The organism is Amycolatopsis sp. NPDC005003, from assembly GCF_053600695.1.
Genome location: NZ_JBSGAI010000033.1, coordinates 62244 through 88729, shown reverse-complemented (window position 1 = coordinate 88729; position 26486 = coordinate 62244). Strand labels below are relative to the sequence as shown.

Genomic DNA, 26486 nt, shown 5'->3' with positions numbered 1-26486 from the left:
CATGGCCTCAGGGCTCGGCAAAAGCATCCACGGAATGGGAAACCGCCCGGCGGCCGGGAATCGCGGCCAGCAGCTCCTTCGTGTACTCCGACTCCGGTTCCGCCAGGACGCGGGCCGCCGGGCCCAGCTCCACCAGCGCGCCCGCGCGCATGACACCGACGTGGTCGGCGAGTTGCCGGACCACCGCCAGGTCGTGCGAGATGAACAGGTACGACAACCCCAGCGACGACTGCAGCTCCGCCAGCAGGCGCAGGATCTGGGCCTGCACCGAGACGTCCAGCGCCGACACCGGTTCGTCGCACACCACCAGGTCCGGCTTCAGCGCCAGGGCCCGCGCGATCGCCACCCGCTGCCGCTGGCCGCCGGAGAGCTCCGCCGGCTTCCGGCGCGCCACCGACGCCGGCAAGGCCACCTGCTCCAGCAGCTCGGCCACGCGCGCCCGGCGGTCCGGCAGCCCGAACGCCCGCAACGGCTCGGCGACCACGTCCTCGATGGAGAACTTCGGGTTCAGCGACGCGTACGGGTTCTGGTACACGATCTGCATCCGCCGCCGGAGCCGCCGCAGCTCGTCGCCACCCAGGCCGGTGATGTCCCGGCCGTCGAACGCGATCGAGCCCGCCGTCGGCGGCTCCAGCCGGAGCACCATGCGGGCCGTCGTGGACTTGCCCGAACCCGACTCGCCCACCAGGGCCAGGGTCTGACCGCGCGGGATGTCGAACGAAACGCCGTCCACCGCGCGGATCCCGCCGTCGAACGTCTTCGCGAGGCCCCGCACCGAAACCAGCGGCTCGGCGGGCGGCGCGGGCGGCCGCAGGGCGCTCGACAGGCTGGGCGCCGCCGCGATCAGCTGCTGCGTGTAGGGGTGTGCCGGCGCGGTGACCACCGACGGTCCCTCTTCGACGACCGAACCCTCCGACAGCACCACGATCCGGGACGCGCGGTCGGCCGCGACGCCGAGGTCGTGCGTGATCAGCAGGATCGCCGTGCCCGATTCCGCGGCCAAGGAGGTCAGGTGGTCGAGGATCCGGCGCTGGACCGTGACGTCCAGCGCCGACGTCGGCTCGTCCGCGATGATCAGCTTCGGCCGCCCGGCCAGCGCCGCCGCGATCAGCACGCGCTGCCGCAGGCCGCCGGACAGCTGGTGCGGGTACTGCCGCGCCCGCAGCTCCGGCTGGGGCACGCCGGCGCGTTCGAGCAGCTCGATCGCCTGCACCGGCGCCGACCGCCGGTCCGCGAGGCGGTGGATCTTGAGCACCTCCGCGACCTGGTCGCCGATCCGCTGCACGGGGTTCAGCGACACCGCCGGGTCCTGCGGCACCAGCGCGATCTCGCGCCCGCGGACCCCGCGCCACTGCTTGCCGGACAGGGACAGGAGGTCCCGGCCGGCGAAGGTGATCGAGCCGCCGTCGACGCGGCCGCCGCGCGGGAGGAGCCCGATCGCCGCGTGCGCGGTCGTCGACTTGCCCGAGCCCGATTCGCCGACGACGGCGACCACTTCACCGGCCCCGACGTCGAGGCCGACGGCCCGCACGGCCGGGACTCCCCGGTAGGACACGGCCAGGTCCGAGATGCGCAGCAGGGTCATCGGTCGCCTCCGTCCAGCGCCCGGGACAGCCGGTTCGCGGCGAGGACCACCGCCGCCACGGTCAGTCCCGGGAACGTCGTCATCCACCAGGCGGTGGCCAGGAAACTGCGCCCGCCCGCGACGAGCGCGCCCCACTCCGGGGTGGGCGGGGTCGCACCGAAGCCGAGGAAGCTCAGCGCGGACACCTCGAGCACGGCGGTGCCGAGGGTGAGCGTCGCCAGCGCGAGCACCGGGCCCGCCGCGTTGGGCAGCACGTGCCGGAGCAGGACGCCGGACCAGCGCACTCCCGCGGCGCGCGCGGCTTCGACGAACACGCCGTTGCGCACGCGCAGCACCTCCGCGCGCATGACCCGCGCGAAGGACGCGAGGTTCGCGATGCCGACGGCGATCGCGACGTTCGTCGTGCCGAAGCCCAGCGCGGTGACCAGGGCCAGCGACAGCAGGATCGCCGGGACGGCCAGGAAGACGTCGACGATCCGCATGACCACGGTGTCCGCCCAGCCGCCGCGGGACCCGGCGAGCAGGCCGAGCGCCGACCCGGCCACCAGCGCGACGAGCACGGCGATGGCGGTGGCCCGCAGCGAGAGCGCCGCGCCATGGATCACCCGGGCGTAGACGTCGCGGCCGGTCTCGTCGGTGCCGAACAGGTGCTGCGGCGACGGGCCCTGGAGCCGTTCCTTCGGGATGCCGGTGATCGGGTCGTACCCGGTCAGCAGCGCCGGTGCGAAGGCGGCGAGCAGCACGAACGCGAGCACCGCGATGGCGAGCACCAGCCCGGGCGCCGCTTTCACGCGAAAGCGGCGCTTCGGTGGGACGAGGTCAACCACGGGACACCTCCGGCGTCCGGGCGATGCGCGGGTCGAGCAGCGGGTAGAGCAGGTCGACGACCAGGTTGAGCACGACGAACACCAGCGCGGCCAGCACGATCACCGCCTGCACCACGGGGACGTCCTGCGCGGTGACGGCGGCCGCGGTGATCCGGCCGACGCCGTCGCGGGAGAACACCGTCTCGGTGATCACCGAACCCGCGACCAGGTTGCCCGCCACCACGCCGGCGATGGTCAGCGCCGGGACCGCCGCGTTGCGCAGCAGGTGTCCGAAGTGGACGCGCCAGCGGCTCGCGCCCTTGGCCGCGGCGATCTCCGCGTACGGTTGCTCCTGCTGCGTGGCCAGGCTCTTCGCCAGCACCTGCCCGATGATCGCGCCGGTCGGCAGGGCCAGCGTGATCGCGGGCAGGATGATCGTCTCGAAGCCCTGGGTGCCCAGCGCGGGCAGCAGCCGCAGCCGGAAGGAGAAGAACTGGATCAGCAGCAGCCCGACCCAGAACGGCGGCAGCGAGATGGCCAGCGACGGCAGGGACAGCAGGGCCTGCCGCAGCCAGCGCAGCTGCGTGAACGTGCCGAGGAACGCCGCCCCGCCGCCGAACAGCACCGCGAAGACCAGCGCCAGCCCGGTCACGGCGAGCGTCGGCGGCAGCGCCGTGACCACCATGTGCGTCGCGTCGTCGCCGGTGGCGATGCTGCGCCCGAAGTCGCCGTGCAGGGCGGAGACCAGCCGTTTCAGGTACTGGACCGGCAGCGGCGAGTCGAGGCCGTACTCCGCGCGGGCGGCGGCGAGCTGCTCGGGCGTCGCCGACGAGCCCGCCTCACCGGTGGCGAGCTTCGCCGAAACGGCGTCGCCCGGCAGCAGGTAGAGGATCAGGAACGACAGCGTGAACGCCGCCCAGAGCACGAACACCGCCTGCCCGACGCGGCGGAGGAGGTAGCGCCTCACGAGAGCCACGCGTCGAAGAGCTGCAGCCGCGACGACGCCTCGAAGTCGACGGCGTGCGCCTTCGAGGCGAGCGCGACCACCTGGGTCAGCTCGAACACCGGGACGGCGTAGGCGTGGTCGACGATGAGCCGCTGGGCTTCGTCGGCCGGCGGCTTGCGCTCGGCCAGGTCCACAGTGGACGACTGGGCGTCGAGGGCGACGTCCAGCGGGTTGCCCGGGGCGAGCTTGCTGCGGTTGCCGGCCTTCGTCGAGAACTGGCCGCGCAGGATGTCCGGGTCGGCGCGGGTCACGTTGTACCAGAGGAAGTCGTAGTTCCCGCTCAGCTGGATCTGCGTGGTCTCGGCCGTGGTGTGCTGCTCGATCCGCAGGTCGAAGCCGATCTTGCGGAGCTGCTGCTGGATCAGCTCGAGCACGCTGCGGTTCTGGTTGAACACCGGGGAGAAGACCACCGCCGCGCTCAGCTTCTGCCCGTCCTTGACGCGGATGCCGTCCGGGCCGGGCACCCAGCCGTCGCCGTCCAGCAGCGCGGCCGCGCCCTTCTGGTCGTACGCGAGCTGCTGGGAGAGGTCGCTGACCAGTGGTGTCGCCGAGCCGAGGATGCTGGTGGCGGCCTGGTAGCTGGGCGTGAGGATGGTGTTGACGACCTCGGTGCGGTCGACGCCCTTGAGCACGGCCTGGCGCACCTTCTCGTCGGTGAGCACGCCGCGGGTGGTGTTGGCGTGCAGGTTGAAGACCACCCCGGGGTTCGGCCGGATGTTCTCGGTGAAGCCGTTGCCCTTGAACTGGGGCTCGTCGACCGGCTGGATGTCGGTGGCCGCGTCGAGCTGGCCGGAGGCCAGGCTGCCGGTCCGGACACCCGGCTCGGGCACGATCTTGTAGTCGATCTTGTCCAGGTAGGCCTCGCCCTGGTGCTTGAACAGCGACGAGCCCCAGGCGTAACCCTTGCGCTTGGCCAGCACGATTTCCTGGTTCTGCTTCAGGCTTTCGAACACGAACGGCCCGGAGCCGATCAGGCCGGTGCCCTGGCAGCGCTGTTCGGGTGTCTTCTGGTACGCCGCCGGCGCGAGGACGCCGAGCGAGACGGTGGAACTGGCCTGCAGGAACTGGGCGCTGGGCGCGGAGAACTCGAGGCGGACGGTCTGCGGGTCGACGACGGCCGAAGCCTGGTAGGTGGCCAGGTAGCCGTAGCCGAGCTGGGCCTTCGTGGCGAGGGCCTTGATGCCGTCGAAGCTCGCCTTCACGGCGGCCGCGTCGACCGGGCTGCCGTCGGAGAACGTCGCACCGGGCCGCAGGTGGAAGGTGAACGCCGTCGAATCGGCGTTGATGTCCCATTTTTCGGCCAGCCAGGGCTTGATCTCGCCGGTCTTCGGGTCCTGGTCGGTGAGCGAGTCGACCAGCTGGCGGGCGACGTTGATCGACGCGTTCGTGGCGACCTGCTGCGGGTCGAGGCAGTCGGGCGCGGACGAGATGCCGAGCCGCAGGGTGCCGCCGGGCTTCGGCGGGCCCGCGTCGGCCGCGGATTCGCCACCTGCGGTGGAGCAGGCGGTCACCAGCACGGGCAGGGCGAGCAGGGCCGCGGCGTTGCGGGCGCGGGAAAGAGAGGACACCGGACGGCCTCCAGCGGGGAGCGGTTGCTTCTTCGGAACGCGACGCTAGCCCCGCGCCAGGACTCTTCCCACTATGCGAACCAGCGTCCCAGTCGCTGGCATCGCGGCGAGACACCCTTGACAGACAAGGCTTTTGTGCTGCGCCCACCTCTCGAACGTCCACATCCTGAACGCAGGTGCACCGCGGCGGCGCGCCGGATAGCTGTGGAGCCATGACTTCTCGCAGCCTGCACGTCGCCGTGGAGCTGGACGGCGAGCTGTCCCCCGGCGCGACGGCGGGCACCGTCACGACCGCCGAGCGGGCTGGGTTCACCTTCGCCACCTTCAACGATTCGCCGCTCGGTGGTCCCCGGCTCGACGCCACCACCCGGGCGGCCTACGTCGCCACGCTGACCGACCGGCTCGGGCTGGCCCCGGCCGTGAACGTCACCACGGCCGAGCCGTTCCACCTGGCCGCGCAGCTGGCGAGTCTCGACCACGCTTCGCACGGCCGCGCGGCCTGGGTCGCCGGCGCCGACGGTTCGGCCGCGGCGCTGGCGACCGTCGGCGGCTCCCGGCTCGACCCGGACGCGCTGCACCACGAAACCGCCGAGGTCGTCGAAGCCGTGCGCCGGCTGTGGGACTCCTGGGACGACGACGCCGTGCTCAAAGACGTCGCCACCGGCCGGTACCTGGACCCGGCCAAGGTCCACCACGTCGACTTCACCGGGACGCGGTTTTCGGTCAAGGGCCCGCTGATCACCCCGCGGCCGCCGCAGGGCCGGCCGGTGGTGCTCGCCCCCGACGCGCTGGCCGAGGCCGCGCGGCCGGACATCGTGCTGGTGGGCGGCACCGGCCTCGACGACGTCCGCAACCGCGCCCGGCGCGCTCGCGACACCGGAACTCCGCTGGTGTTCGCCGAGGTCGAGGTGGTGCTCGACGCTTCGGCCGGGCGGCGGCCACAGGGCGACCGGCTGCGCTACACCGGGTCCGCCCCGGGCCTGACGGAGCTGCTGGGCTGGCTGGCCACCAGCGTCGACGGCGTCCGGCTGCACGCGGGCGCCGTGGCCACCGACCTGCCGGTGCTGGCCGGCGAAGTGCTGCCGGCCCTGCGCACCGAAGGCCTGCTCGCCTCGCCGCGGCCGGGCGCCACCCTGCGCGAGTCGCTCGGGCTCGCCCGCCCGGCGAGCCTGTTCGCGGCCGGCGGTGCGGCATGACCGCGCGGCTGCACCTGGGCGTGTTCTACCCCGGCGTCGGCCCGCAGTTCCTGTGGGACGACCCGTCGAACGCCGACCACACCGCGATCGAGACGTACGTCGCGGTGGCGCGGACGCTCGAGCGCGGCCTGTTCGACGCGTTCTTCCTCGGCGAAGGCCTGCGGGTGCGGGAAAACCGCGGCCGCGTGCACGCCCTCGACATCGCCGGCCGCCCGGATGCGATCACCCAGCTGAGCGCGCTGGCGGCCGCGACGACGCACATCGGGCTGGTCGCCACCCAGAACACGACGTACCACTCCCCCGCCGACCTCGCCCGCCGGCTGTCCTCTTTGGACTACCTGTCCGGCGGCCGGGCGGGCTGGAACGTCGTCACCACGGACAACGCCTGGACCGGCGCCAACTTCCGCCGCGGCGGCTGGCTCGCCCACGAGCGCCGGTACGACCGGGCCACGCAGTTCGTCGAAGCCGCGCTGGCGCTCTGGGCCGGTACCGGGCTGGTCGACCGGCACACCGACCTGGTGAACCTGCGGGCCGCCCCGACCGTGCCACCCAGCCCGCAGGGCCGCCCGGTGCTGTTCCAGGCGGGCGACTCCCCCGGCGGCCGCGAGCTGGCGGCTCGCCACGCCGACGTCGTGTTCTCCGCGAACACGGCGTACGACAAGGCTGTTGCCTACGCCGCGGACCTGCGCGCCCGGCTGGCCCGCCACGGCCGCCCGGCGGACGCGGTCCGCATCCTGCCGGGAGCCACGGTGGTCCTCGGCGACACCCCGGCCGACGCGGCCGAGCGCGCGGAGGACGTGCGGCGCCGCCAGATCACCCCGCAGCGCGCGCTGGCGTTCCTGGAGCAGTACTGGGGCCAGGACCTGTCGGCGTACGACCCGCACGGCCCGCTGCCGGACGTCGAGCCCACCGAGGGTGAATTGGACCCGTCCCGCGGGACGATCCCGGTCGAGGACCGCACCGGCAAGCTCGACCGGATCCGGCGGTGGCGGGAGCTGGCCGAGGCGAAGAAGCTGTCCATCCACCAGCTGGTCCTCGAAGTCCAGCCGCGTCAGCACGGTTTCGTGGGCACACCGGGGCAGGTCGCGGACGAATGGGCGCGGTACGTCCGCACCCGCGCGGTGGACGGCTTCAACATCAGCCCCCATCTGGTCCCGGCGGCGCTCGACGACATCGTCGAGCGGCTGGTGCCGGAGCTGCAGGACCGCGGTGTCTACCGGACGGAGTACACCGGCACGACGCTGCGGGAGCACCTGGAGCTCCCTTAGCGCAGGGCGCGCCAGGCTTCCCGGCGCCGCCGCTGGGCCTCCGGGTCGGCGACCGGCGCCGCCGACAGCAGCCGTTGCGTGTACGGGTGGGCCGGGGCCCTCAGGACCTCCTTGGCCGGCCCCTGCTCCACCACCCGCCCCTGGTGCATCACCGCGACCCGGTCCGCCAGCTGCTCGATCACCGCCAGGTCGTGGCTGATGAACAGGCACGCGAACCCGAACTCCTGCCTCAGCTCGCGCAGCAGGTCCAGGATGCGGGCCTGGATGGTCACGTCGAGCGCGCTCGTCGGCTCGTCGGCCACCAGCAGGTCCGGGCCCAGCGCCAGGGCGCGCGCGATGCACGCCCGCTGCCGCTGGCCGCCCGAGAGCTCGTGCGGGTACCGCGAACGCAGCGACGGCGACAGCTGGACCGCGGACAGCAGCTCGGCGACCCGGCCGTCCACTTCGGACCCGCGGACCGCGCGGTGCAGCCGCAACGGCGTCGCGACGCTCTCGCCCACCGTCGTCCGGGGGTTCAGCGACGACAGCGGGTCCTGGAACACCACGCCGATCCGCCGGCGCAGCTCCTTCGCCGCCCGGCCGCGGACCCGGGCGATGTCCACCTCCCCGATGTGCACCGACCCGGCCGAAGGCGCCAGCAGACCCGTGACCGCGCGGGCGACCGTGCTCTTGCCCGAACCGGACTCCCCGACCAGGCCGAGCACCTCCCCCGGCTCCACGTGCAGGTTCACCCCCGCGGCGGCGTGCACGGACAGGGTGCGGAACCGGCCGCGGTAGGTGACCGACAGGTTCTCCACGCGCAGCAGCGGCGCCACGGCGGGGACGTCCGGGATCGACGGCGCCGGGTGCGTCGAGACCGCGCCGCCGAGCGAGACGACCGAGCCGAGCAGCTGCCGCGTGTAGTCCTCGGCCGGTGCCGTGAAGACCGCCTCGACCGGGCCCTGCTCGACCACCCGGCCGTCGTGCATCACGACCACCCGGTCGGCGAGGTCGGCGACCACGCCCATGTCGTGCGTGATCAGCAGGATCGCCGTCCCCAGCCGCTCGCGGAGGTCCCGCAGCAGCTCGAGGATCTCGGCCTGCACGGTGACGTCCAGCGCCGTGGTCGGCTCGTCGGCGATCAGCAGCTTCGGCTCGTTCGCCACCGCCATCGCGATGACGACCCGCTGCAGCTGGCCGCCGGACAGCTCGTGCGGGTACGACCGGAACCGCCGGCGCGGGTCCGGCAGCCCGACCAGGGTGAGCAGCTCGGCCGCCCGGTCCCGGGCGGCCGGGGCGGCGAGCGGCTGGTGCGTCCGGATGGCCTCGACGAGCTGGTCGCCGATGGTGAACACCGGGTTCAGCGCGCTCATCGGTTCCTGGAACACCATGCCGACCTCGCCGCCGCGGACCGCCCGCAGCTCGGCCGGCGTCAGCGCGTAGAGGTCCCGCCCGGCCAGCTCCGCGCGGCCCGTGACGCGAGCCGTGGACGGGAGCAGGCCGAGCAGGGACATCGCGGTGACCGTCTTGCCGGAGCCGGACTCCCCGACCACCGCGACGACTTCGCCCGCGCGGACCTCGTAGCCGACCCCGCGGACGGCTTCGACGTCCCCGAACGAGACCGCGACGTCGTGCAGCCGCAGGAGCCCGGCTCCGCTCACTGGACGATCCCGAACTTGCGGTAGTCGACGTAGGCCGGGAAACGCCCGATCTCGACGCCACCGACCTGCGACCCGTGCAGGAACGAGTTGCGGGTGTAGATCAGCGGCACCACCGGCGAGTCGGCGAGGATCTTCTTGTCCAGTGCCGCCCACTTCTTGCCGGCCTCGGCCGGATCCACCGTGGCCTGCGCTTCGGCGATCAGCTTGTCGACCTCCGGGTTGTTGTAGCGGGACTCGTTGTACCCGCCGTTGCCGATCTCGGTCGACTGGAACAACGGCTGGATGTTCGCGTTGGCCGACGGGATGTCCGGCTGCCACGAGGTCAGCGTCAGGTCGAAGTCCGAGAGCCCCTTGGTGTCCACTTCGGACGTGTAGGTGTCCTCGTCGAGCGGCTTGATCGTGACCTTGATGTTCGCCCGGGCCAGCGACGCCTGGATCGCCGCCGCCTTCTCCGGGAAGCCGCGTTCGTTGTGGGTGGCCAGGACCAGGCCGTCGAGCCCGTTCGGGAAGCCCGCCTCGGCCAGCAGCTGCTTGGCCTTGGCGACATCGCCGGACGGCGGCGCCGGGTAGAGGTCGTACTGCTCACGGCCCTGCAGCCCCGGCGTGATCAGCGTGGTGGCGACGTCGCCGGCCAGCTGGGCGTTGCCCGCGCTGGCGACCTGGTAGGCGGCCTTGTCGACGGCGTACTGGAAGGCCTGGCGCACCTTCGGGTTGGTCAGGTTCCCGCGCTGGGTGTTCAGCGAAAGGTAGGCCAGCGCCCCGGACTCCGACGTCACCAGCCGCGACTTCGCCGAGGCGCTGCCCTGGATCTGGGCCAGCTGGGCGGGCGAGGCGAACGACATGCCGAAGGCGGCGCGGTCCTTGCCCGTGTCGTCGACCAGGCGCTTGGAGATGACCCCGGTGTCCTGGCCGAGCTCGAAGTCGATGGTGTCCGGGTTGGCGAGCCGCGTCTTGTCCTCGTCGCGGCTCCAGTTCGGGTTGCGCGTCAGCTTCGCCGACTTGCCGCGCTCGTAGCTCGCCAGCTGGTACGGGCCGGACGCGACCGGGTGGTCACCGTAGTTCGCCTCGGCGCCCTTGCCCTTCGGCACCGGCGAGAACGCCGGGGTGCTGGCGACCCAGTTGAAGTCGCCGTAGGGGCGGGCGAGGTGGAAGACGATCGTCTTCGCGTCCGGCGTCTCGATGGCGTCGAGTTCCTTGCCCTCGAACGGGCCCTTGTACGCCAGGCCGGGCGAGAGCAGGTCCTTGTGGTAGGCCAGGCCGCCGGAGAAGGCGGGCGCGAAGGAACGCTCGAGACCCCACTTGACGTCTTCGCTCTTGATCGGCGTGCCGTCGGCGTACTTCAGGCCGTCCTTGAGGGTGAACGTCCACGTCTTGCCGCCGTCGCTCGGCCGTCCGGTGTCGGTGGCCAGGTCGGGCACGATCGTGGTGTCCTTGCCCGGCGCCACGTTCCACGACGTCAGCCGCCGGTGGATCAGCCCCAGTGTGGTGACGACCAGGTTGGAGCTCTTCGCCGGGTCCCAGGTGATCGAGGGCGCGTCGTTGAGCAGGACGAGGTTCCCGCCCGGCTTGACGGTACCGCCCTGCCCCGCCGGTGTGTCGTTGGCGCCGCACGCCGTCAGCAACGTGACAGCGGCCAGCACCCCCGCGGCGAGCCGCAGCTGTTTCATCGTTTCCCCTTCAGACGAGGCGGGCTCGCGGATCGAGCGCGCCGTAGCAGAGATCGACCAGGAAGTTCAGGACCGTGACCAGCAGGGCCGAGAACAGCGTCACGCCGAGCAGCACCGGCAGGTTGAGCGACGCGATGGCGTCGACGAGCAGCCGCCCGACCCCGGCCATGCCGAAGATCCGCTCGGTGATCACGGTCCCGGCCAGCAGCGAACCGAGGTCGACGCCGAACACGGTGACCACCGGCAGCAGGACGTTGCGCAGCGCGTGCCGCCCCACCACCTTGCGTTCGGTCAGGCCCTTGGCCCGCGCGGTGCGGATGTAGTCCTCGCCGAGGGTTTCCAGCATCTGGCCGCGGGTCAGGCGCGCGTAGATCGCCGCGTGCAGGAACGCCAGGACGAACCAGGGCAGCGCGAGGTGCCACGCCCACTGCGCGGGGTTCTCGGTCAGCGCCACGTACCCGGATTTCGGGACGACGTCGAGCGCGAACGCGAAGATCGTGATGCCGATCATCCCGGCCAGGTAGGCGGGCATGGACACGCCGGCCATCGCGGCGGCCATGGTGATCCGGTCCACGGCGGTCCCGCGGCGCAGCGCCGACAGCAGGCCGAGGCCGACACCGAGGACGATCCAGATCGCCGCGGCGCCCAGCGCGACCGAGAAGCTGACCTCGATCCGGCCGCCGATCTCGCTGAGGACGTCGACGTTGTTCTGGAAGTCCCAGCCGAAGCACGGCGCCGTGCAGTGGATCGCCGCCGCGCCGGTGCCGAACGTGCGGCCGCCGACGATCCCGCCGAGGAACTCGAAGAACTGCCCGTACCAAGGAACGTTGTAGCCCATGAACTCCCGGGCGAGCTGCAGGCCTTCCGGCGAGCACGGGCGGCCGCAGGCCATCCGGGCCGGGTCGGCGGGCAGGACGTAGAACACGACGAAGGTCACGAACGTGACGACCAGCAGGACCAGGAGCATCCCGGCGAACCGGGTGGCGGCGAAGCGGGCGGTGCGCATCAGGCCGCACCCGCCGAGCGCGGGTCGAGCGCGTCGCGGATCGCGTCGCCGACGACGTTGAAGGCCAGCGTGATCAGGAACAGCAGCAGCCCGGGGAAGACCAGGTACATCGGGTCGGTCTCGAAGAAGTCGATGGCGGTGCTGATGGTGCGGCCCCAGCTGGGTGTCGGCGGCAGGACGCCGACGCCGAGGAAGGACAGCGCGGCTTCGCTGCCGATCATCGACGGGATGGACAGGCTGGCGACGACGATGATCGGCGCCCACAGGTTGGGCAGCAGTTCCTTGGTGAAGACGTGCCACGGGCCGCCGCCGATCACCTTGGCCGCGGCGACGAAGTCGCGCTTGGCCAGGGTCAGCGCCTGGGCCCGGACGATCCGGGCCACCCGGGGCCAGCCGAAGAGCCCGAGGACGACGATGAGGGTGACCTGCCGCGGGAAGTCCACCGGCAGGACGGCACCGAGCGCGATCATGAAGATCAGGTACGGGAAGCCGAGGATGACGTCGGCGGTCCAGGTCACCAGGCGGTCCCACCAGCCGCCGAGGGTGCCGGCGCTGACGCCGATCAGGACCCCGAGCGCGGTGGCGAGCGCGGTGGCGCCGAGCCCGACCAGCAGCGACGTCCGCGCCCCGTGGGCGACCAGCGCGAAGAGGTCGACGCCGGTCAGCGGCTCGACCCCGAACCAGTGCGCGCCGCTCACCCCGCCGAGCGTCCCGGCCGGGAGGCCGGTGGGGCCGAGCGTCGAGATGTCGGGAACGAGGCTCTGCCCCTCGACGAGGGTGAACAGGTCGGCCCCGGCGGCGAGCAGCACGATGGCGACGATCAGGACCGCGCAGACGGACGTCCACCGCCCGGACCGGACGGCACGCCAGACCGCGGCGGGCAGGGAGCGCGCCGCGAGGGGCGGCAGGGTGGTGGGGGCGGACACAGCACCTCAAGGTTCAGCCGATCGAGTGACGATCAGGGACCTTAGGCAGTCCGGGTGGTGATCGATCCACCGTCTCAAGATGTGGAACGATACTTCCCGGCGGCGTCCGTTCGGTGGACGGCCCGTCCAGCTCGTGGGCGGCGTTGCACGGCGGCCGCGCGGCGGGTCCACTCGGCCGCAAGTGTTCGCCCACCGGAAGGACCGGCATGTCCGTCACCGACGAACTCCTGGCCAACAACGCCGCCTACGCCGCCCGGTTCTCCGGGCCGCTGCCGCTGCCGCCCGCCAAGCACGTCGCCGTGCTCGCCTGCATGGACGCGCGCATCGACGTCTACGGCGTCCTCGGTCTCGAGGAGGGCGAGGCCCACGTCATCCGCAACGCCGGCGGCGTGGTCACCGAGGACGAGATCCGTTCCCTCACCATCAGCCAGCGGCTGCTGGGCACCGAGGAGATCATCCTGATCCACCACACGGACTGCGGCATGCTCACCTTCACCGACGACGCCTTCAAGAAGGCCATCCAGGACGAGGTCGGGATCAAGCCGCCCTGGGCCGCCGAAGCCTTCAACGACCTCGACGAAGACGTCCGCCAGTCGATCGCGCGGATCCGGAACAGCCCGTTCGTCCCGAAGAAGGACTCGATCCGCGGCTTCGTCTTCGACGTGGCGACGGGCAAGCTGACCGAAGTCGCCTGAGCCGCTACCGCAGCGACCCGGCGAGCTGCCAGGTGCGCAGCCGCTCCCGCGGCGAACGCATCCCGGACTGGATGAGGACGACCTCCGTCGCGCCCGCGTCGAAGTACCGGCGCAGGCCCGCCTCGACCGTGCGCTCGTCGCCGATCAGGGCGAGGTCCGCCGCGTGCGTGGCCCCCTCGGCGTCGAGGATGCGGCGGTAGGACGGGATGTCGCCGTAGTAGCCCAGGTGCACGGCGGCGATCTGGCGGACCGTGTCGGCGTCGTCGGTCACCACCGCCGGGACGGCCGCGATCACCCGGGGTTCCGGCCGCCCGGCGCCGGCGGCGGCCTTGGCCAGCGTGGGCACGATGTGCTCGGCCAGCGCGCGCGGGCCGGCCAGGAACGGGAGGGTGCCGTCGGCGAGTTCGCCGGCCACGCGCAGCGCCTGCCGTCCCATCGCGGCGACCACGACGGGGACGCCGGCTCCCCCGGGCACCGCCGTCGGCAGGGGCGGGCAGGCGGTGAGGGTCTCGCCGTCGAACGCCGGACGGCGGCCGTCGAAGACGTCGCGCAGCACGGTCAGGGATTCGCGCAGGGAGGTGATGGGCGGCGGGTATTCGAAGCCGAACGCCGGTTCCAGCAGGCTTTGCACGCCGAGGCCCAGCCCGAGGGTGAACCGCCCGCCGGTGGCGGCCTGCGCGGTCTGCGCCTGGGCGGCGAGGTGGAGCGGGTGCCGCGGGTACAGCGGGACGACTGCGGTCCCGACGGCGACTTCGGGCACCTCGCGCCCGGCGAGGGCGGCGAGGGTGACGGCGTCGTGGTCGAAGAGCTGGGAGAACCACACCGAGCGCAGGCCGGCGTCCGCGGCCTCGCGGGTCTGGGCGAGCAGCGTCTCGACGCTGTTGGCGACCCCGGACAGGTCACCGGCGGGCAGGGCGGCACCGATGGTCATGGGCATTCCTCTCGGATCGGGTCAGGCTTCCTCGGGGTATTCCGACTCCCGCCGCCACGAGATCGGCCGCGGGCGCGGCAGGCGCCGGTGGCTCGCGCGGCCCGTCGAGCGGGGTGCGCCGTCCGCTTGGGCGCGCTCGGCCGCCAGATCGAACTGGTTGCGCCCCAACGCGGTCCGCGGCGCCGCCGTGCGGTTGCCCGCCCCCGGCTCGCCGGCCGGCGGCGCGAGCGGGACCGGCTCGGCCGCCATCGCGGAGCGAGCGCGGTCGACCCCGGCCAGCACCTGCCGGACCAGTTCGTCCCAGCTCGCCCCGCCCGCCTGTTCACCGGCGGTGAGCGCACGCGTGATCCGGCCCGCCGCGTCGGCGAAGCGGCTTTCGCGGACCGCCAGCTCGCCGAGTGAACGCTCGAGCGCCGCCTCGGCGTGCCGGTCGCCCGAACGCACCACCGCGCGCAACGCCGTTTCGCCGCTCTCCCGCCAGTCCGCGTACCGGCCCCGGTCGCCCGCGAGGTCGGCCACCGCCAGCGCGAGTTCCGCGCAGTACCCCGGCTCCCCGAGGTCCGCCGCTTGGCGCACCGCGGCCAGCAGACCGGCGGACTCGCGGTCGTACCACGTGCCCCGGTCACCGGGATCGGCCGAAACCGGCGTCCGCGGCGCGCCGCCGGCCACGACACCCCGGGCCTCGTCCGTCACGGCCAGCCACGCGCCGAAGAGCCGGCGGGACGCCGTCGCGCGTTCCGGAAGTGGTTGCGCCGCCAGCAGTTCCAGCGCGAGCAGCCGGGTCAGCGGCGGCAGCCGGTAGCGGGCTCCGGCGACGTCGACCAGGCGTGCGTCGACCAGCGACTCCAGCGCGTCGGCGGCTTCGGCCGGGCCGAGGTCCGCCAGCGCCGTCGCGGCCCAGCCCGCCCAGCTGCCCGCGGGAAGCAGCGCCAGCCGGGCGAACAGCTCCCGCACCGGAGCGGGCAGTTCCTCCAGGCCGCGCCCGACGGCCGCCCGGACGCCCGCGCCGAGCCGGCCGATCCGGTCGCCTTCGGCCCGCAGCCGGGCCACCGCCTGGGCCAGCGTGCGCCCCGGCCGGGCCGCGACGTGCGTGGCGGCCGCCGTCACGGCCAGTGGCAGGCCGCCGCACAGCTCGACCAGCTCCACCGCGTCCGACAGCTCCGCGGTCACGCGGTCTTCGCCGACGAGCGCGGACAGCAGCTCGACGCCCTCCGCGCCGTCCAGCACGTCGAGTTCGGCCACCGCCACACCGGGCAGCGAGGGCACCCGGGCGGTGGTCGTGACGAGCAGCCGGCAACCGCGGGCGTCCGCGACGAACGGCGTGACACGCGCGAGGCCCGCGGCGTCCTCCAGCACGGTCAGGACCCGGCGCCCGGCGAGCACGCTGCGGTACAGCGCGGCGCGGCCCTCCAGCTCCTCGGGGATTTCGGCCGCGGGCACGCCGAGTGCGTGCAGGAACCGGCCCAGCACCTCGCCCGCGTCCTCCTCGGCGAGCCGTGCGTAGAGCACCCCGTCGGGGAACGCCGGGGCGGCGCGGTGCGCGGCTTCGGCCGCCACGGCGGACTTGCCCGCCCCGCCGCGTCCGGTGAGGACGGTGACCACCGCGGCGCCGGGTCCGTCGTCGGTGAGGCCGCGCCGCAGCCCGGCCAGCAACCGCTCGTGCCCGGTGAAGTAGGGCAGCCGCGCGGGCAGCATCCGCGGGATCGCGCGGCCGGCCGCCGGCGCCCCGCTCGAGCCCGCCAGGATGTCCTGGTGCAGCTCGCGCAGGGCGGCGCCGGGCTCCAGGCCCAGTTCCTCGACGAAGCGGCGGCGCACGGCCCGGTAGGCGGCGAGCGCCTCCACCCGGCGGCCGCACCGGTGCAGTGCGGTCATCAGCTGCAGCACGAACCGCTCGCGCAACGGGTGTTCCTCGGTCAGCACCGAGATCTCCCCGACGACCTCGCGGTGCAGGCCCAGCTCGAGCTCGGCGTCCAGGCAGTCCTCGAGCACCTCGACCCGCCGCTCGGCGATGCGGACCTGGTGGGCCCGCACGACACCGCTGTCGATCCCGGTGAGCGGTTCCCCGCGCCACAGCGCCAGTGCCTCGCGGAACGCCGCGCGCGCCTCCTCCGGCCGCCGCGCGGCGCGGCCGCGGGCCACCAGCGTCTCGAACTCGTGCAGGTCCAGCTCCCCGGGGGCGAGGTCGAGGCAGTAGCCGCTCCCCCGGGCCCGGATCCGTTCCCCCAGGCCGGCTTTCGCCAGCGCGCGCCGCAGGGCCGACACGCAGGTCTGGACCTGTGCCCGGGCCGTCGCGGGCGGCTCGGCGCCCCACAGCGCGTCGAGCAGCACCTCCAGGGGCACCACGCGGTTGCCGTTGAGCAGCAGCAGCGCGAGCACCACCTGCTGGCGGCGGGCGGTCACGACGACCGGCTCGCGGCCGCGGACCTGCAACAGGCCCAGCACGCGGAATCCGGGATCGGCTTCTGTCCGGGGAGTCCGGGTGGCGTCGCCCCCGGCCCGGGGCGACGCCCCGGTTGTCCCAGCGATGGTGCGGAGCGCGGTGGCTCCGGGCGTCGGCACGGTGGTCTGCACGGTGTTCCCTCCGGGGTCAGACGAGGACTTCGGGCGGCGCCGGGTGCCCGAGGAAGGCGGTGGGGCTGGCGGTGAGGCCGTAGGCGCCGGCCTGGAAGATCGCGATCAGGTCGCCGATCGCCGCACCGGGCAGGGAAACCCGGTCGCCGAGGAGGTCGAGCGGGGTGCACAGGCAGCCGACCACCGTCACCGTCTCTTCGGGACCGCCGGGTGCGGACGCCAGGGCGAGCGGGTAGTTGCGGCGGATGGCCTGGCCGAAGTTGCCGGACGCGGCCAGTTGGTGGTGCAGGCCGCCGTCGACGACGAGGAACGTCGTGCCGCGCGAGACCTTCCGGTCGACCACGCGGGTGAGGTACACCCCGGCCTCGCCGACGAGGTAGCGGCCGAGCTCGATCACCACGCGCGCCTCGGGCAGGGCCGGGCGCAGCGAGACGTCCAGGAGCTTCGCCAGGTTCTCGCCGACTTCGTCGAGGTCCAGTGCCGTGTCGCGGGCGGTGTAGGGGATGCCGAAGCCGCCGCCGAGGTTCACCGACCGCACCGGGCCGGGCGCCGCCTCGGCCAGCTGCAGCACCAGGTCCACCGTCGCGCGCTGGGCTTCGCACAGGCTTTCCGCGCGCAGGTTCTGGGAGCCGGCGAAGACGTGGAAGCCCTGGAAGTCGAGTCCCGCGGCGCCGACTTCGGCCAGCACGGCGGGGACGCGCTCGGCGTCGATGCCGAACTGCTGCGGGCCGCCGCCCAGGCGCATCCCGGACCCGCGCACGGCGAAGTCCGGGTTCACCCGCAGCGCCACGCGCGGAGTCAGGCCCAGGCGGTCACCGGCCTCCCGCACACGGACCAGCTCGGTGGTGGACTCGAGTTCAACCGTGACGCCGGCGGCGACCGCGCGGGCCAGCTCGGCCGGGGTCTTGCCGGGGCCGGCGAAGCTGATCCGCTCCGGCGGGACGGTCGTGTCGAGCGCCTGCCGCAGTTCGCCGGCGGACGCGACGTCGAGCCCGTCGACCAGGCCGCTGAGGTGGTGCAGCAGCGCGGGCATGGGGTTGGCCTTGACCGCGTAGCTCAGCTCGACGTCGTCGGGCAGGGCGGCTCGCACCCGCTCGACGCGGGTGGTGACGAGCGAGCGGTCGTAGGCGAAGAAGGGAGTGGTGCCGACCCGCGCCGCGAGCCGGTCCACGGGCACGCCGCCCACGGTGAGCACACCGCCGGCGCGGCGATGCGGCGCCGCCGCGGCTTCCGTCGTGTTCGCCATCGCTTTCCTTTTCTTCGAGCACGGGGAAATAGCAACCGGAAAAGGCACCGCCGTCGTTGCCGGGCGGTACTGCGAACACTGAAGCAACTACCCACCCACCCGGACATGGGTAGTCCTCACCCAGATTCGGCGGCGGGGCGGGGACAGCTGTACCCAGGTGTACCTGCTGTGTCCGAACGGTCACGCCGGTGACACCATCCACACCGGACCGGACAGTTATTTCCGCAGGTCAGAGCAATTGACCACACCGTTCGGCGCAGTCACCCACGCCCACTGCTCCAGCCGGGTGGCCCGCTCCGGTGGCAGCTTCCTGCCGTCGCCTGCCTGCCACCGGCGACGCCGGGAACCCCCTTGACGAACGGGGTGCGCAGCCCGCACGATCGGAATCCACCGGCACCACCCGGGAATTCCCGGTAACCGGTGCAATTCGGTCAGCAGCACGCGCATTCCCCGATTTCCGCGATCCCTTCCGACGATGGGTGAACTATGTCTTCCCTGCCTGCTCCCGGTGAGCCGATCGCGGTGGTCGGCATGTCCTGCCGGCTGCCCGGCGCCCCTTCCCCGGCGCGGCTGCGCCGGCTGCTGGCCGAGGGCCGCGAGGCCGTCGGCGAGGTTCCGCCGGGCCGGTGGACGGACGGCGACGGCGCCGGGCGCGGCGGCTTCGTGTCCGATGTGGACGGTTTCGACGCGCCCTTCTTCGGCGTCTCCCCGCGCGAGGCCGCGGCGATGGACCCGCAGCAGCGGCTCGTGCTGGAGCTCGCGTGGGAGGCGTGCGAGGACGCCCGGATCGCGCCCGGCACGCTCCGGGGCAGCGGCACCGCCGTCGTCGTCGGCGCGATCAACGGCGACTACGCGCTGCTGCACGACCGCCTCGGCGCCGGTCCGCACACCCTCACCGGCACCCACCGCAGCCTGATCGCGAACCGCGTCTCCTACGTGCTCGGCCTGCGCGGCCCGAGCCTGACCGTCGACTCGGGACAGTCGTCGTCCCTGGTGGCCGTGCACCTGGCCGCCGAGCAGCTGCGCCGCGGCACCGCGGCCGTCGCGCTCGCCGGCGGGGTGAACCTCAACCTCCTGGCGGCGGGCACCGAGATCGTGGACCGCTTCGGCGCGCTGTCCCCGCAGGGCCGTTGCCACACCTTCGACAGCCGGGCCGACGGGTACGTCCGCGGCGAGGGCGGCGGCCTGGTCGTCCTCAAGCCGCTGGGCGCCGCGCTCGCGGACGGCGACCGCGTCCACGCGGTCCTGCTGGGCGGGGCCGTGAACAACGACGGCGGCGGCGCGGGTCTCACCGTTCCACGGGCCGGGGCGCAGACCGAGGTGATCCGGCTGGCCTGCGCCGACGCCGGAGTCGCGCCGGCCGACGTCCAGTACGTCGAACTGCACGGCACCGGTACGCCGGTCGGCGACCCGATCGAGGCCGAGGCGCTCGGAGCCGCGTTCGCCGGCGACCGCCCGGAGCCGCTGCAGGTGGGTTCGGTGAAGACCGTGGTGGGCCACCTCGAAGGCGCCGCGGGCATCGCCGGGCTGCTGAAGGTGCTGGTGTGCCTGTCCGAGCGCCGCCTGAGCCCGAGCCTGAACTTCGCCACCCCGAACCCGGCCATCCCGTTCGAGACGCTGAACCTCGAGGTCGTCGGCGCGGCCCGGGACTGGCCGCGGCCGCGGGACCGGCTCGTCGCCGGCGTCAGTTCGTTCGGCGTCGGCGGCACCAACTGCCACCTCGTCGTCGCCGAAGCACCGGCGGCCGTCCCGCCCGGGGACGCCGCCGCCGAGGACGCCCCGCTGGTGCTCTCGGCGCGGTCGGCCGCCGCCCTCCCGGCCCAGGCCCACGCCCTCGCCGAGCACCTGGCCGAGCACCCGCACCTCGCCCACGGCGACGTCGCCCGGTCGCTGCTGCGCACCCGTGACCTCTTCGAGCACCGCGCGGTCGTGTTCGACGACCTCGCGTCGCTGGCCGGCGGCACGCCGTCGGAGCACGTCGTGACCGGCCGGACCGTCGACGGCGCCGACGTCCTCGTGTTCCCCGGGCAGGGCTCGCAGTGGCCGGAGATGGCCCGCGGGCTGCTGCGCGACTCGCCCGTGTTCGCCCGCCGGCTGGCGGAGTGCTCGGCCGCGCTCGCGGAGTTCGCCGGCTACGACCTGCTGGCAGAGCTGCGTGACGGCACCGCCGACCTCGGCCGCGTCGACGTCGTCCAGCCCGCGCTCTGGGCGGTGATGGTGTCGCTGGCGGAGGTCTGGCGCGACGCGGGGCTCACGCCGTCGGTCGTGGTCGGGCACTCCCAGGGCGAGATCGCCGCCGCCACCGCGATCGGCGCGTTGTCGTTGTCCGACGGCGCCCGCGTGGTCGCCTTGCGCAGCCGGGCGATCGCCGGGATGCCGCGCGGCGGCGGGATGTTGTCGGCCGGCGCGCCCGAAGACGTCGTCCGGCCGCTGCTGCCCGCCGGCGTGTCGGTCGCGGCGGTGAACGGCACCCGGTCCGTGGTGCTGTCCGGGCCGGCCGGCGCGCTGGCGGCCTTGCACGCCACGCTCACCGGGGCCGGGTACCGCGCGAAGATCCTGCCGGTCGACTACGCGTCGCACTCGGCGGCGGTGGACCCGCTGCGGGAGGAGATCCTGCGGCTGCTGGCCCCGGTGCGTCCGGTGTCCACTTCGGTCACGTTCGTCTCCGCGCTCACCGGCGAGCCGTTCGACACCGCGGGGCTCGACGCCGGGTACTGGTTCGAAAGCCTCCGCCGCCCGGTCCGGTTCGCTTCGGCGACGGCCGGGGCCCTCGCGGCCGGCGGCGCGCGGTTCGTCGAGTGCAGCCCGCACCCGGTGCTGCTGGGCAGCATCGAGGAGACCGCCGAAGCCGAGGGCCGCACCGTGGCCGTCGTCGGCACGCTGCGGCGGGACGACGGCGGCGGCGACCGGCTGCGGCGCAGCTTCGCCGAGGCGTTCGCCGCCGGCGCGGGGGTGCGGTGGGAGGTGCCGGGCGAGCGGCTGGTGGACCTGCCGACGTACGCGTTCCAGCGGACCCGGTTCCGGCTCGGCGAAGAGGTGGCCGCCGCGCCGGTCGCCGTCGATCCCACCCGGGTGGCGGACCTGGTGCTCGCCACGGCCGCGGCCGTCCTCGGCCACACCGACACCGGCGGCATCGACCCCGCGCGCACGTTCAAGGACCTCGGCTTCGACTCGGTGAGCGTGGTGGAGCTGCGCACCCGGCTGCAGGCGGCCACCGGGCTGAAGCTGCCGACCACGCTGCTGTTCGACTTCCCGACGCCGAACCACCTGATCACGCACCTGCGGGCCCGCCCGGCTGAGGCCGCTCCTGCCGCGGAGACCGTGCCGCAGCAGGGCGATCCGATCGCGATCGTCGCGATGGGCTGCCGGTTCCCCGGCGGCATCACCTCCCCCGCCGAGCTGTGGGACCTGGTGGCCGCCGGCGGCGAGGCCGTCACCGAGCTGCCCGCGAACCGCGGCTGGGACCTCGACACGCTCCTCGGCGAGACCGGTCCCGGCTCGTGCGCCACCCGCTTCGGCGGTTTCCTCCACGACGCCGACCGGTTCGACCCCGCCTTCTTCGGCCTCAGCCCCCGCGAAGCCCTGGCCATGGACCCGCAGCAGCGGGTGCTCCTGGAGATCAGCCACGAGGCGATCGAGCGCGCCGGGCTCGGCTCCCTCGAGGGAACCGACACCGGGGTGTTCGTCGGCGCGATGGCGATGGACTACGGCCCGCGCCTGCACGAGCCGACCGGGTCGGTCGACGGCCACCGCCTCACCGGCACCTCGCCGAGCGTCGCGTCGGGCCGGATCGCCTACACCTACGGGCTGCGCGGTCCCGCGCTCACGGTCGACACGGCGTGCTCGTCGTCGCTGGTCGCGATCCAGCTGGCCGCCGACGCGCTGCAGCGGGGCGACTGCTCGCTCGCGGTGGCCGGCGGCGTCACCGTGATGGCCGCGCCCGGCAACCTCGTGGACTTCACGCGTCAGAACGGCCTTTCGGCCGACGGCCGCGCGAAGGCGTTCTCGGCCGACGCCGACGGCACCGCGTTCGCGGAAGGCGCGGGCATGCTCGTGCTGGAGCGCCTGTCGGACGCCCGCCGTCACGGCCACCCGGTGCTGGCCCTGCTGCGCGGCGGCGCGACCGGTTCCGACGGGGCCAGCAACGGCCTCACCGCCCCGAACGGCCAGGCGCAGCAACAGGTCATCCGGCGGGCGCTGCGCGCGGCCGGACTGTCCACTCAGGACGTGGACGTGGTCGAGGCGCACGGCACCGGAACGGCACTGGGCGACCCGATCGAGGCGCACGCACTGCTGGCGACGTACGGCCAGGACCGGGAAACGCCGCTGTGGCTGGGATCGTTGAAGTCCAACATCGGCCACACCCAGGCCGCGGCGGGGGTCGCCGGGGTGATCAAGATGGTCGAGGCGCTCCGGCACGAGACGATTCCGCGCACCCTGCACGCCGAGCTGCCGAGCCCGCGGGTGGACTGGGCGAGCGGCCGGGTCGAGGTGCTTTCGGCGCCCCAGGCGTGGCCCGACCACGGCCGCCCGCGGCGGGCCGCGGTGTCGAGCTTCGGGATCAGCGGGACGAACGCGCACGTGGTGCTGGAAGCCGCACCGCCCGAGGAGCCCGCCGCAACCCCCGCGACAGCAGCCGCCGAGGCGCTCGTCTGGCTCCTCCACGCCCACACCGACACCGCCCTCCGCACCCAAGCCGCCCGGCTGCGCGCCTACGCCGAAACCGCCGGCGACCACGACCTCGCCGCCACCGCCGCCGTGCTCGCCCGTCGTCGTCCCGGTGCCTGCCGGGCGGTCGTCGTCGCCGGAGACCGGGGCGAACTCGTCGCCGCACTGGGGGCCCTCGCCGAGGGCGCCCCGCACCCCGCGCTCGTCACCGGCACCGCGCCCGGCGACACCCAGCCCGTGTTCGTCTTCCCCGGCCAGGGCGCCCAATGGCCCGGCATGGCCGCCGAACTCCTCGCCGCCGACGAAGGCTTCGCACGGCTGCTCACCGAGGCCGCCGAAGCACTGCGCCCCCACACGGGGTGGTCCGTGCTCGACGTGCTCACCGGCGCCGAGGGCGCGCCGGGCCTGGAGGGAACGGATGTCGTGCAGCCCGTGCTGTTCGCCATCATGGTCGCCCTCGCCGGACTGTGGCAGGCCGTCGGGGTCGCCCCGGCCGCGGTGGTCGGCCACTCCCAAGGCGAGCTCGCCGCGGCCGTCGTCGCCGGGGCACTGCCGCTCGCCGACGCCGCCCGGATCATCGCCGTCCGGAGCAGGCTCCTCACCGCCGAGCTGGACGGGACCGGCGGGATCCTCGCCGTCGGGCTGCCCGTGGCGCAGGTGCGGGAGCGGCTCACGCCGTGGGAAGGCCGCCTGTGGCCGGCCGTCGACAACGGCCCGGCCGGCACCGTGGTCGGCGGCGACCTGGCCGCGATCGAGGAGTTCGCGGCCGCCTGCGCCGACGTCCAGATCCGGCGCACGCCGGTGGCGTACGCGGCGCACACCCCGCACGTCGAGGCGGTCCGCGACGCGCTGCTCCGGGAGATCGGCGAGCTGGCCCCCGCCGACACCGCGACCACGATCTGCTCGTCCTGCACCGGCGGTTTCCTGCCGGGCTCGGAGCTGACGGCCGGGTACTGGTACCGCAACCTGGCCGAGCCGGTCCGGTTCGACACCGCCGTCCGCGCCTTCGCCGGCTACCGGCGGCCGCTGTTCGTCGAGGTCAGCCCGCACCCCATCCTCGCCGGCGCGGTGCAGGAGATCCTGGCCGACGCCGGGATCGACGGCACCGCCGTGGGCACGCTGCGCCGCGGGGAAGGCGGGCGCCGGCGGTTCCTGCTCGCCCTCGCCGCGGCGTACGTCCGGGGCACCGGAGTCGACTGGCCGCGGCTGCTCGGCCCGGTCACCCGCCACCCGGACGTGCCGACCTCGGCGTTCGACCGGCAGCGCTACTGGCTCACCGGCGGCACCGGCGGCCTGCTCGGCACCCCCACCCCGGTCGCGGACGGCGACGGTTCCGTCGCCACCGGGCGGCTCTCGCCGACCTCCCTGCCGTGGCTGGCCGGGCACGCCGTCCGCGGCACGGTCCTGTTCCCCGGTACCGGGTTCGCCGAGCTGGCCCTGGAAGCGGCGGACGGCGGGAGCGTCGAGGACCTGACGCTCGAAGCACCGCTGACGCTGCCCGCGTCGGGCGCCGTCGAAGTCCAGGCCGGCCTCGGCCGCGCGGACGAGCACGGCCGGCGTCCGCTGACCATCCACTCGCGGCTCGGCGACGGGCCGTGGACCCGGCACGCGACCGGCACGGTCGGTCCGGGGCAGGCACCCGTCGCTCCCCTGCCCCTCTGGCCGCCCGCCGGGGCCGAGCCGGTCGACCTCGACGGTGCCTACGCGCGGCTCGCCGAACGCGGGTACGAATACGGGCCGGCGTTCCAGGGCCTCACCGCGCTGTGGCGCGACGGCGACGACCGGTACGTCGAGGTGGAACTGCCCGCCGAAGGCGAGTTCACCGCCCACCCCGCGGTGCTCGACGCCGTGCTGCACGCGCTCGTGCTCGACGGCACCGAACTGCTGCTGCCGTTCTCCTTCGGCGGCCTGCGGGTCACCTCGCCCCTGCCGGGTTCGGTACGGGCCCGGCTGTCCGGCTCGGCGGCCACCGGCGTCGAAGTCACCCTCCACGACACCGCCGGCACCCCGCTCGGTGGCATCGAGTCGCTGTTGCTGCGCCCCGCCGCCGAGACGAAGGCGACCGCGGAGCTCTACCGCGTGGAGTGGACACCGGCGTCACTGCCCGACGGCGACGACCGGCAGTGGACCGTGATCGGCACGGAGCTGCCCGAGGTCGTCCCGCCCGTCGTGCTCACCACCGCGCACGAGCTGCCCGCCGTGCTGGACCTCGTGCAGCGCTGGCTGCTCGACGCGCGCTGCGACGGCTCGAAACTGGTGTTCCTGCAGGACCCGGGCTCGCCCGAAGGCGCGCCGGTGTGGGGTCTGGTGCGCTCGGCGATCGCCGAGCACCCCGGCCGCTTCGCCCTCGCCGGTGCCCGCCCCGGGGGCCCCCTCTCCGCGGCGCTCGACGCGGAGGAGCCGCAGTTCGCCGTGCGCGACGGCGCGGTGCTCGTGCCCCGGCTGGCGCGGCACGCCGCCGAGCCGTCCACAGTGGACTTCGACGGCGGCACCGTGCTGGTGACCGGCGGCACGGGCGGGCTCGGCGCGCTGCTCGCCGAGCGGCTGGTGACCACGCACGGCGTCCGCGACCTGCTGCTGGTCTCGCGCCGCGGCGGCGACGTCCCGGCCCGGCTAGCCGGGCTGGACGCCCGCGTCCGGGTCGTGGCGGCCGACGTCGCCGACCGCGCCGCCCTCGCCGCGATGCTGGCCGGCGAGACGCTCACCGGGGTGGTGCACGCGGCCGGCGTCCTCGACGACTCGACCATCACCGGGCTCACCCGGGCGCAGCTGGACGCCGTGGTGCGGCCCAAGCGCGACGCCGCCTGGCTGCTGCACGAGCTCACCGCGGACCAGCCCCTCGCCGCGTTCGTGCTGTTCTCCTCGATCGCCGGCGTGCTGGGCAACCGCGGCCAGGCGAACTACGCCGCCGCGAACGCGTCCCTCGACGCGCTGGCGGAGCACCGGGCGGCGCGCGGGCTGCCGGGCGTGTCGATCGCGTGGGGCCTGTGGGACACCGCGACCGGCATGACCGCCGCGATGACCGGCACGGACCGCGCGCGGCTGACCGGCGTCCGGCCGCTCACCGAGGCGCAGGGGCTCGCCGCGTTCGACGCCGCGCTCGGGCTGTCCGGCACGGTCGTGGCGTCCGGCTGGGACACCGCGGCCCTGCGGGCGGCCGACGAGATCCCCGCCGTGCTGCGGAGTCTCGTGCCGGTGCGCCGCGCGGCCGCGGCCGCTCCGGCGTCGGCCGGGCTGGCCGGGCAGCTCGCCGGGCTGGACCGGGAAACCGCGGCCGCGGCGGTGACCGGCTTCGTCCGCACCGAGGTCGCCACGGCGCTCGGGCACCGGTCGCCGTCGTCGGTCGAGGTGGCGAAGCCGTTCAGCGAACTGGGCATCGACTCGCTGACGTCGGTGGAGCTGCGCAACCGCATCGGGGCCGGCACCGGGCTGCGGCTGCCCGCGTCGTTGCTGTTCAACCACCCGACGGTCGAGCTGCTGGCCGCGCACCTGCTCGGCGAGCTGCTCCCACCGCCGCCGGACCCCGTGCAGCGGCTGCGCGAAACCCTCGGCGAAGTCCTGCCGGACGCGGGCGCCGAGGACCGCGCCCGGCTGGCGGAGGTGCTGCGGGAGGCCCTGGACGGGCTCGGCGGGCCGCCCGCGCTCGACCTCGCCTCGGACGACGAGCTCTTCGCCTTCATCGACAAGCTGTGATCTTTTGCGAACGG

15 protein-coding genes are annotated in these 26486 nt (G+C 74.2%); 4 read left to right on the top strand and 11 right to left on the bottom strand.

Translation table 11 applies throughout. The annotated features are described in order from the left end of the window. Positions 1-7: 7 nt before the first annotated feature. From ACWED2_RS32410 to ACWED2_RS32395, 4 genes are read right to left on the bottom strand one after another with little or no spacing between them, the layout of a single operon-like run. A complete protein-coding gene (locus tag ACWED2_RS32410; protein ID WP_449694306.1) occupies positions 8-1585 on the bottom strand; it encodes a dipeptide ABC transporter ATP-binding protein in 1578 nt (525 codons plus the stop codon). Then, complete coding sequence (locus ACWED2_RS32405) at positions 1582-2412, bottom strand: ABC transporter permease (RefSeq protein WP_449694305.1); 831 nt, start codon at positions 2410-2412, stop codon at positions 1582-1584. Before ACWED2_RS32405 ends, ACWED2_RS32410 begins: the two co-directional genes overlap by 4 nt. Beyond that, positions 2405-3358 carry an ABC transporter permease gene (locus tag ACWED2_RS32400; protein ID WP_449694331.1) on the bottom strand — a complete coding sequence of 318 codons (954 nt, stop codon included), beginning with the start codon at positions 3356-3358 and terminating at the stop codon, positions 2405-2407. Before ACWED2_RS32400 ends, ACWED2_RS32405 begins: the two co-directional genes overlap by 8 nt. Next, positions 3355-4965 (bottom strand): ABC transporter substrate-binding protein, encoded by a 1611-nt coding sequence (locus tag ACWED2_RS32395; RefSeq protein WP_449694304.1) that lies wholly within the window; start codon positions 4963-4965, stop codon positions 3355-3357. The genes ACWED2_RS32400 and ACWED2_RS32395 overlap by 4 nt, the downstream gene beginning before the upstream one ends. 212 nt (positions 4966-5177) lie before the next feature. Here ACWED2_RS32395 and ACWED2_RS32390 point away from each other — a divergent pair, with 212 nt between their 5' ends. Next, the gene (locus ACWED2_RS32390) at positions 5178-6161 is read left to right on the top strand and encodes an LLM class flavin-dependent oxidoreductase (protein WP_449694303.1); all 984 of its coding nucleotides are present in this window, start codon (positions 5178-5180) and stop codon (positions 6159-6161) included. After that, positions 6158-7429: an LLM class flavin-dependent oxidoreductase gene (locus ACWED2_RS32385; RefSeq protein ID WP_449694302.1), complete on the top strand. Its 1272-nt coding sequence runs from the start codon at positions 6158-6160 to the stop codon at positions 7427-7429. Before ACWED2_RS32390 ends, ACWED2_RS32385 begins: the two co-directional genes overlap by 4 nt. On the opposite strand, the gene ACWED2_RS32380 is transcribed toward ACWED2_RS32385, so the two are convergent. Genes ACWED2_RS32380 through ACWED2_RS32365 form a run of 4 tightly spaced genes read right to left on the bottom strand, consistent with a single transcriptional unit; the run spans position 7426 to position 12668 of the window. After that, positions 7426-9069, bottom strand: a complete 1644-nt coding sequence (locus ACWED2_RS32380) for an ABC transporter ATP-binding protein (RefSeq protein ID WP_449694301.1) — start codon at positions 9067-9069, stop codon at positions 7426-7428. The two genes, ACWED2_RS32385 and ACWED2_RS32380, sit on opposite strands and share 4 nt — an antisense overlap. Continuing rightward, complete coding sequence (locus tag ACWED2_RS32375) at positions 9066-10736, bottom strand: ABC transporter substrate-binding protein (protein WP_449694300.1); 1671 nt, start codon at positions 10734-10736, stop codon at positions 9066-9068. Before ACWED2_RS32375 ends, ACWED2_RS32380 begins: the two co-directional genes overlap by 4 nt. A gap of 10 nt (positions 10737-10746) precedes the next feature. Continuing rightward, positions 10747-11742, bottom strand: a complete 996-nt coding sequence (locus ACWED2_RS32370; protein ID WP_449694299.1) for an ABC transporter permease — start codon at positions 11740-11742, stop codon at positions 10747-10749. Continuing rightward, entirely contained in the window at positions 11742-12668 is a 927-nt protein-coding gene (locus tag ACWED2_RS32365; protein WP_449694298.1) for an ABC transporter permease, read from the bottom strand. The genes ACWED2_RS32370 and ACWED2_RS32365 overlap by 1 nt, the downstream gene beginning before the upstream one ends. A gap of 206 nt (positions 12669-12874) precedes the next feature. Here ACWED2_RS32365 and ACWED2_RS32360 point away from each other — a divergent pair, with 206 nt between their 5' ends. Next, on the top strand, positions 12875-13363 hold the full coding sequence (locus tag ACWED2_RS32360) for a beta-class carbonic anhydrase (RefSeq protein ID WP_449694297.1): 489 nt from the start codon (positions 12875-12877) through the stop codon (positions 13361-13363). Between the two features lie 4 nt (positions 13364-13367). Here ACWED2_RS32360 and ACWED2_RS32355 read toward each other — a convergent pair whose 3' ends face one another. From ACWED2_RS32355 to ACWED2_RS32345, 3 genes are all read right to left on the bottom strand, one after another. Further along, a complete protein-coding gene (locus ACWED2_RS32355) occupies positions 13368-14294 on the bottom strand; it encodes a TIGR03564 family F420-dependent LLM class oxidoreductase (RefSeq protein ID WP_449694296.1) in 927 nt (308 codons plus the stop codon). Between the two features lie 21 nt (positions 14295-14315). Beyond that, positions 14316-16736, bottom strand: coding sequence for a BTAD domain-containing putative transcriptional regulator (locus tag ACWED2_RS32350; protein ID WP_449694295.1), 2421 nt, complete (start codon positions 16734-16736; stop codon positions 14316-14318). A gap of 145 nt (positions 16737-16881) precedes the next feature. Further along, complete coding sequence (locus ACWED2_RS32345) at positions 16882-18111, bottom strand: pyridoxal-dependent decarboxylase, exosortase A system-associated (protein ID WP_449694294.1); 1230 nt, start codon at positions 18109-18111, stop codon at positions 16882-16884. Positions 18112-18597: 486 nt separating this feature from the next. Here ACWED2_RS32345 and ACWED2_RS32340 point away from each other — a divergent pair, with 486 nt between their 5' ends. Further along, on the top strand, positions 18598-26472 hold the full coding sequence (locus ACWED2_RS32340; protein WP_449694293.1) for a type I polyketide synthase: 7875 nt from the start codon (positions 18598-18600) through the stop codon (positions 26470-26472). Positions 26473-26486 lie beyond the last annotated feature (14 nt).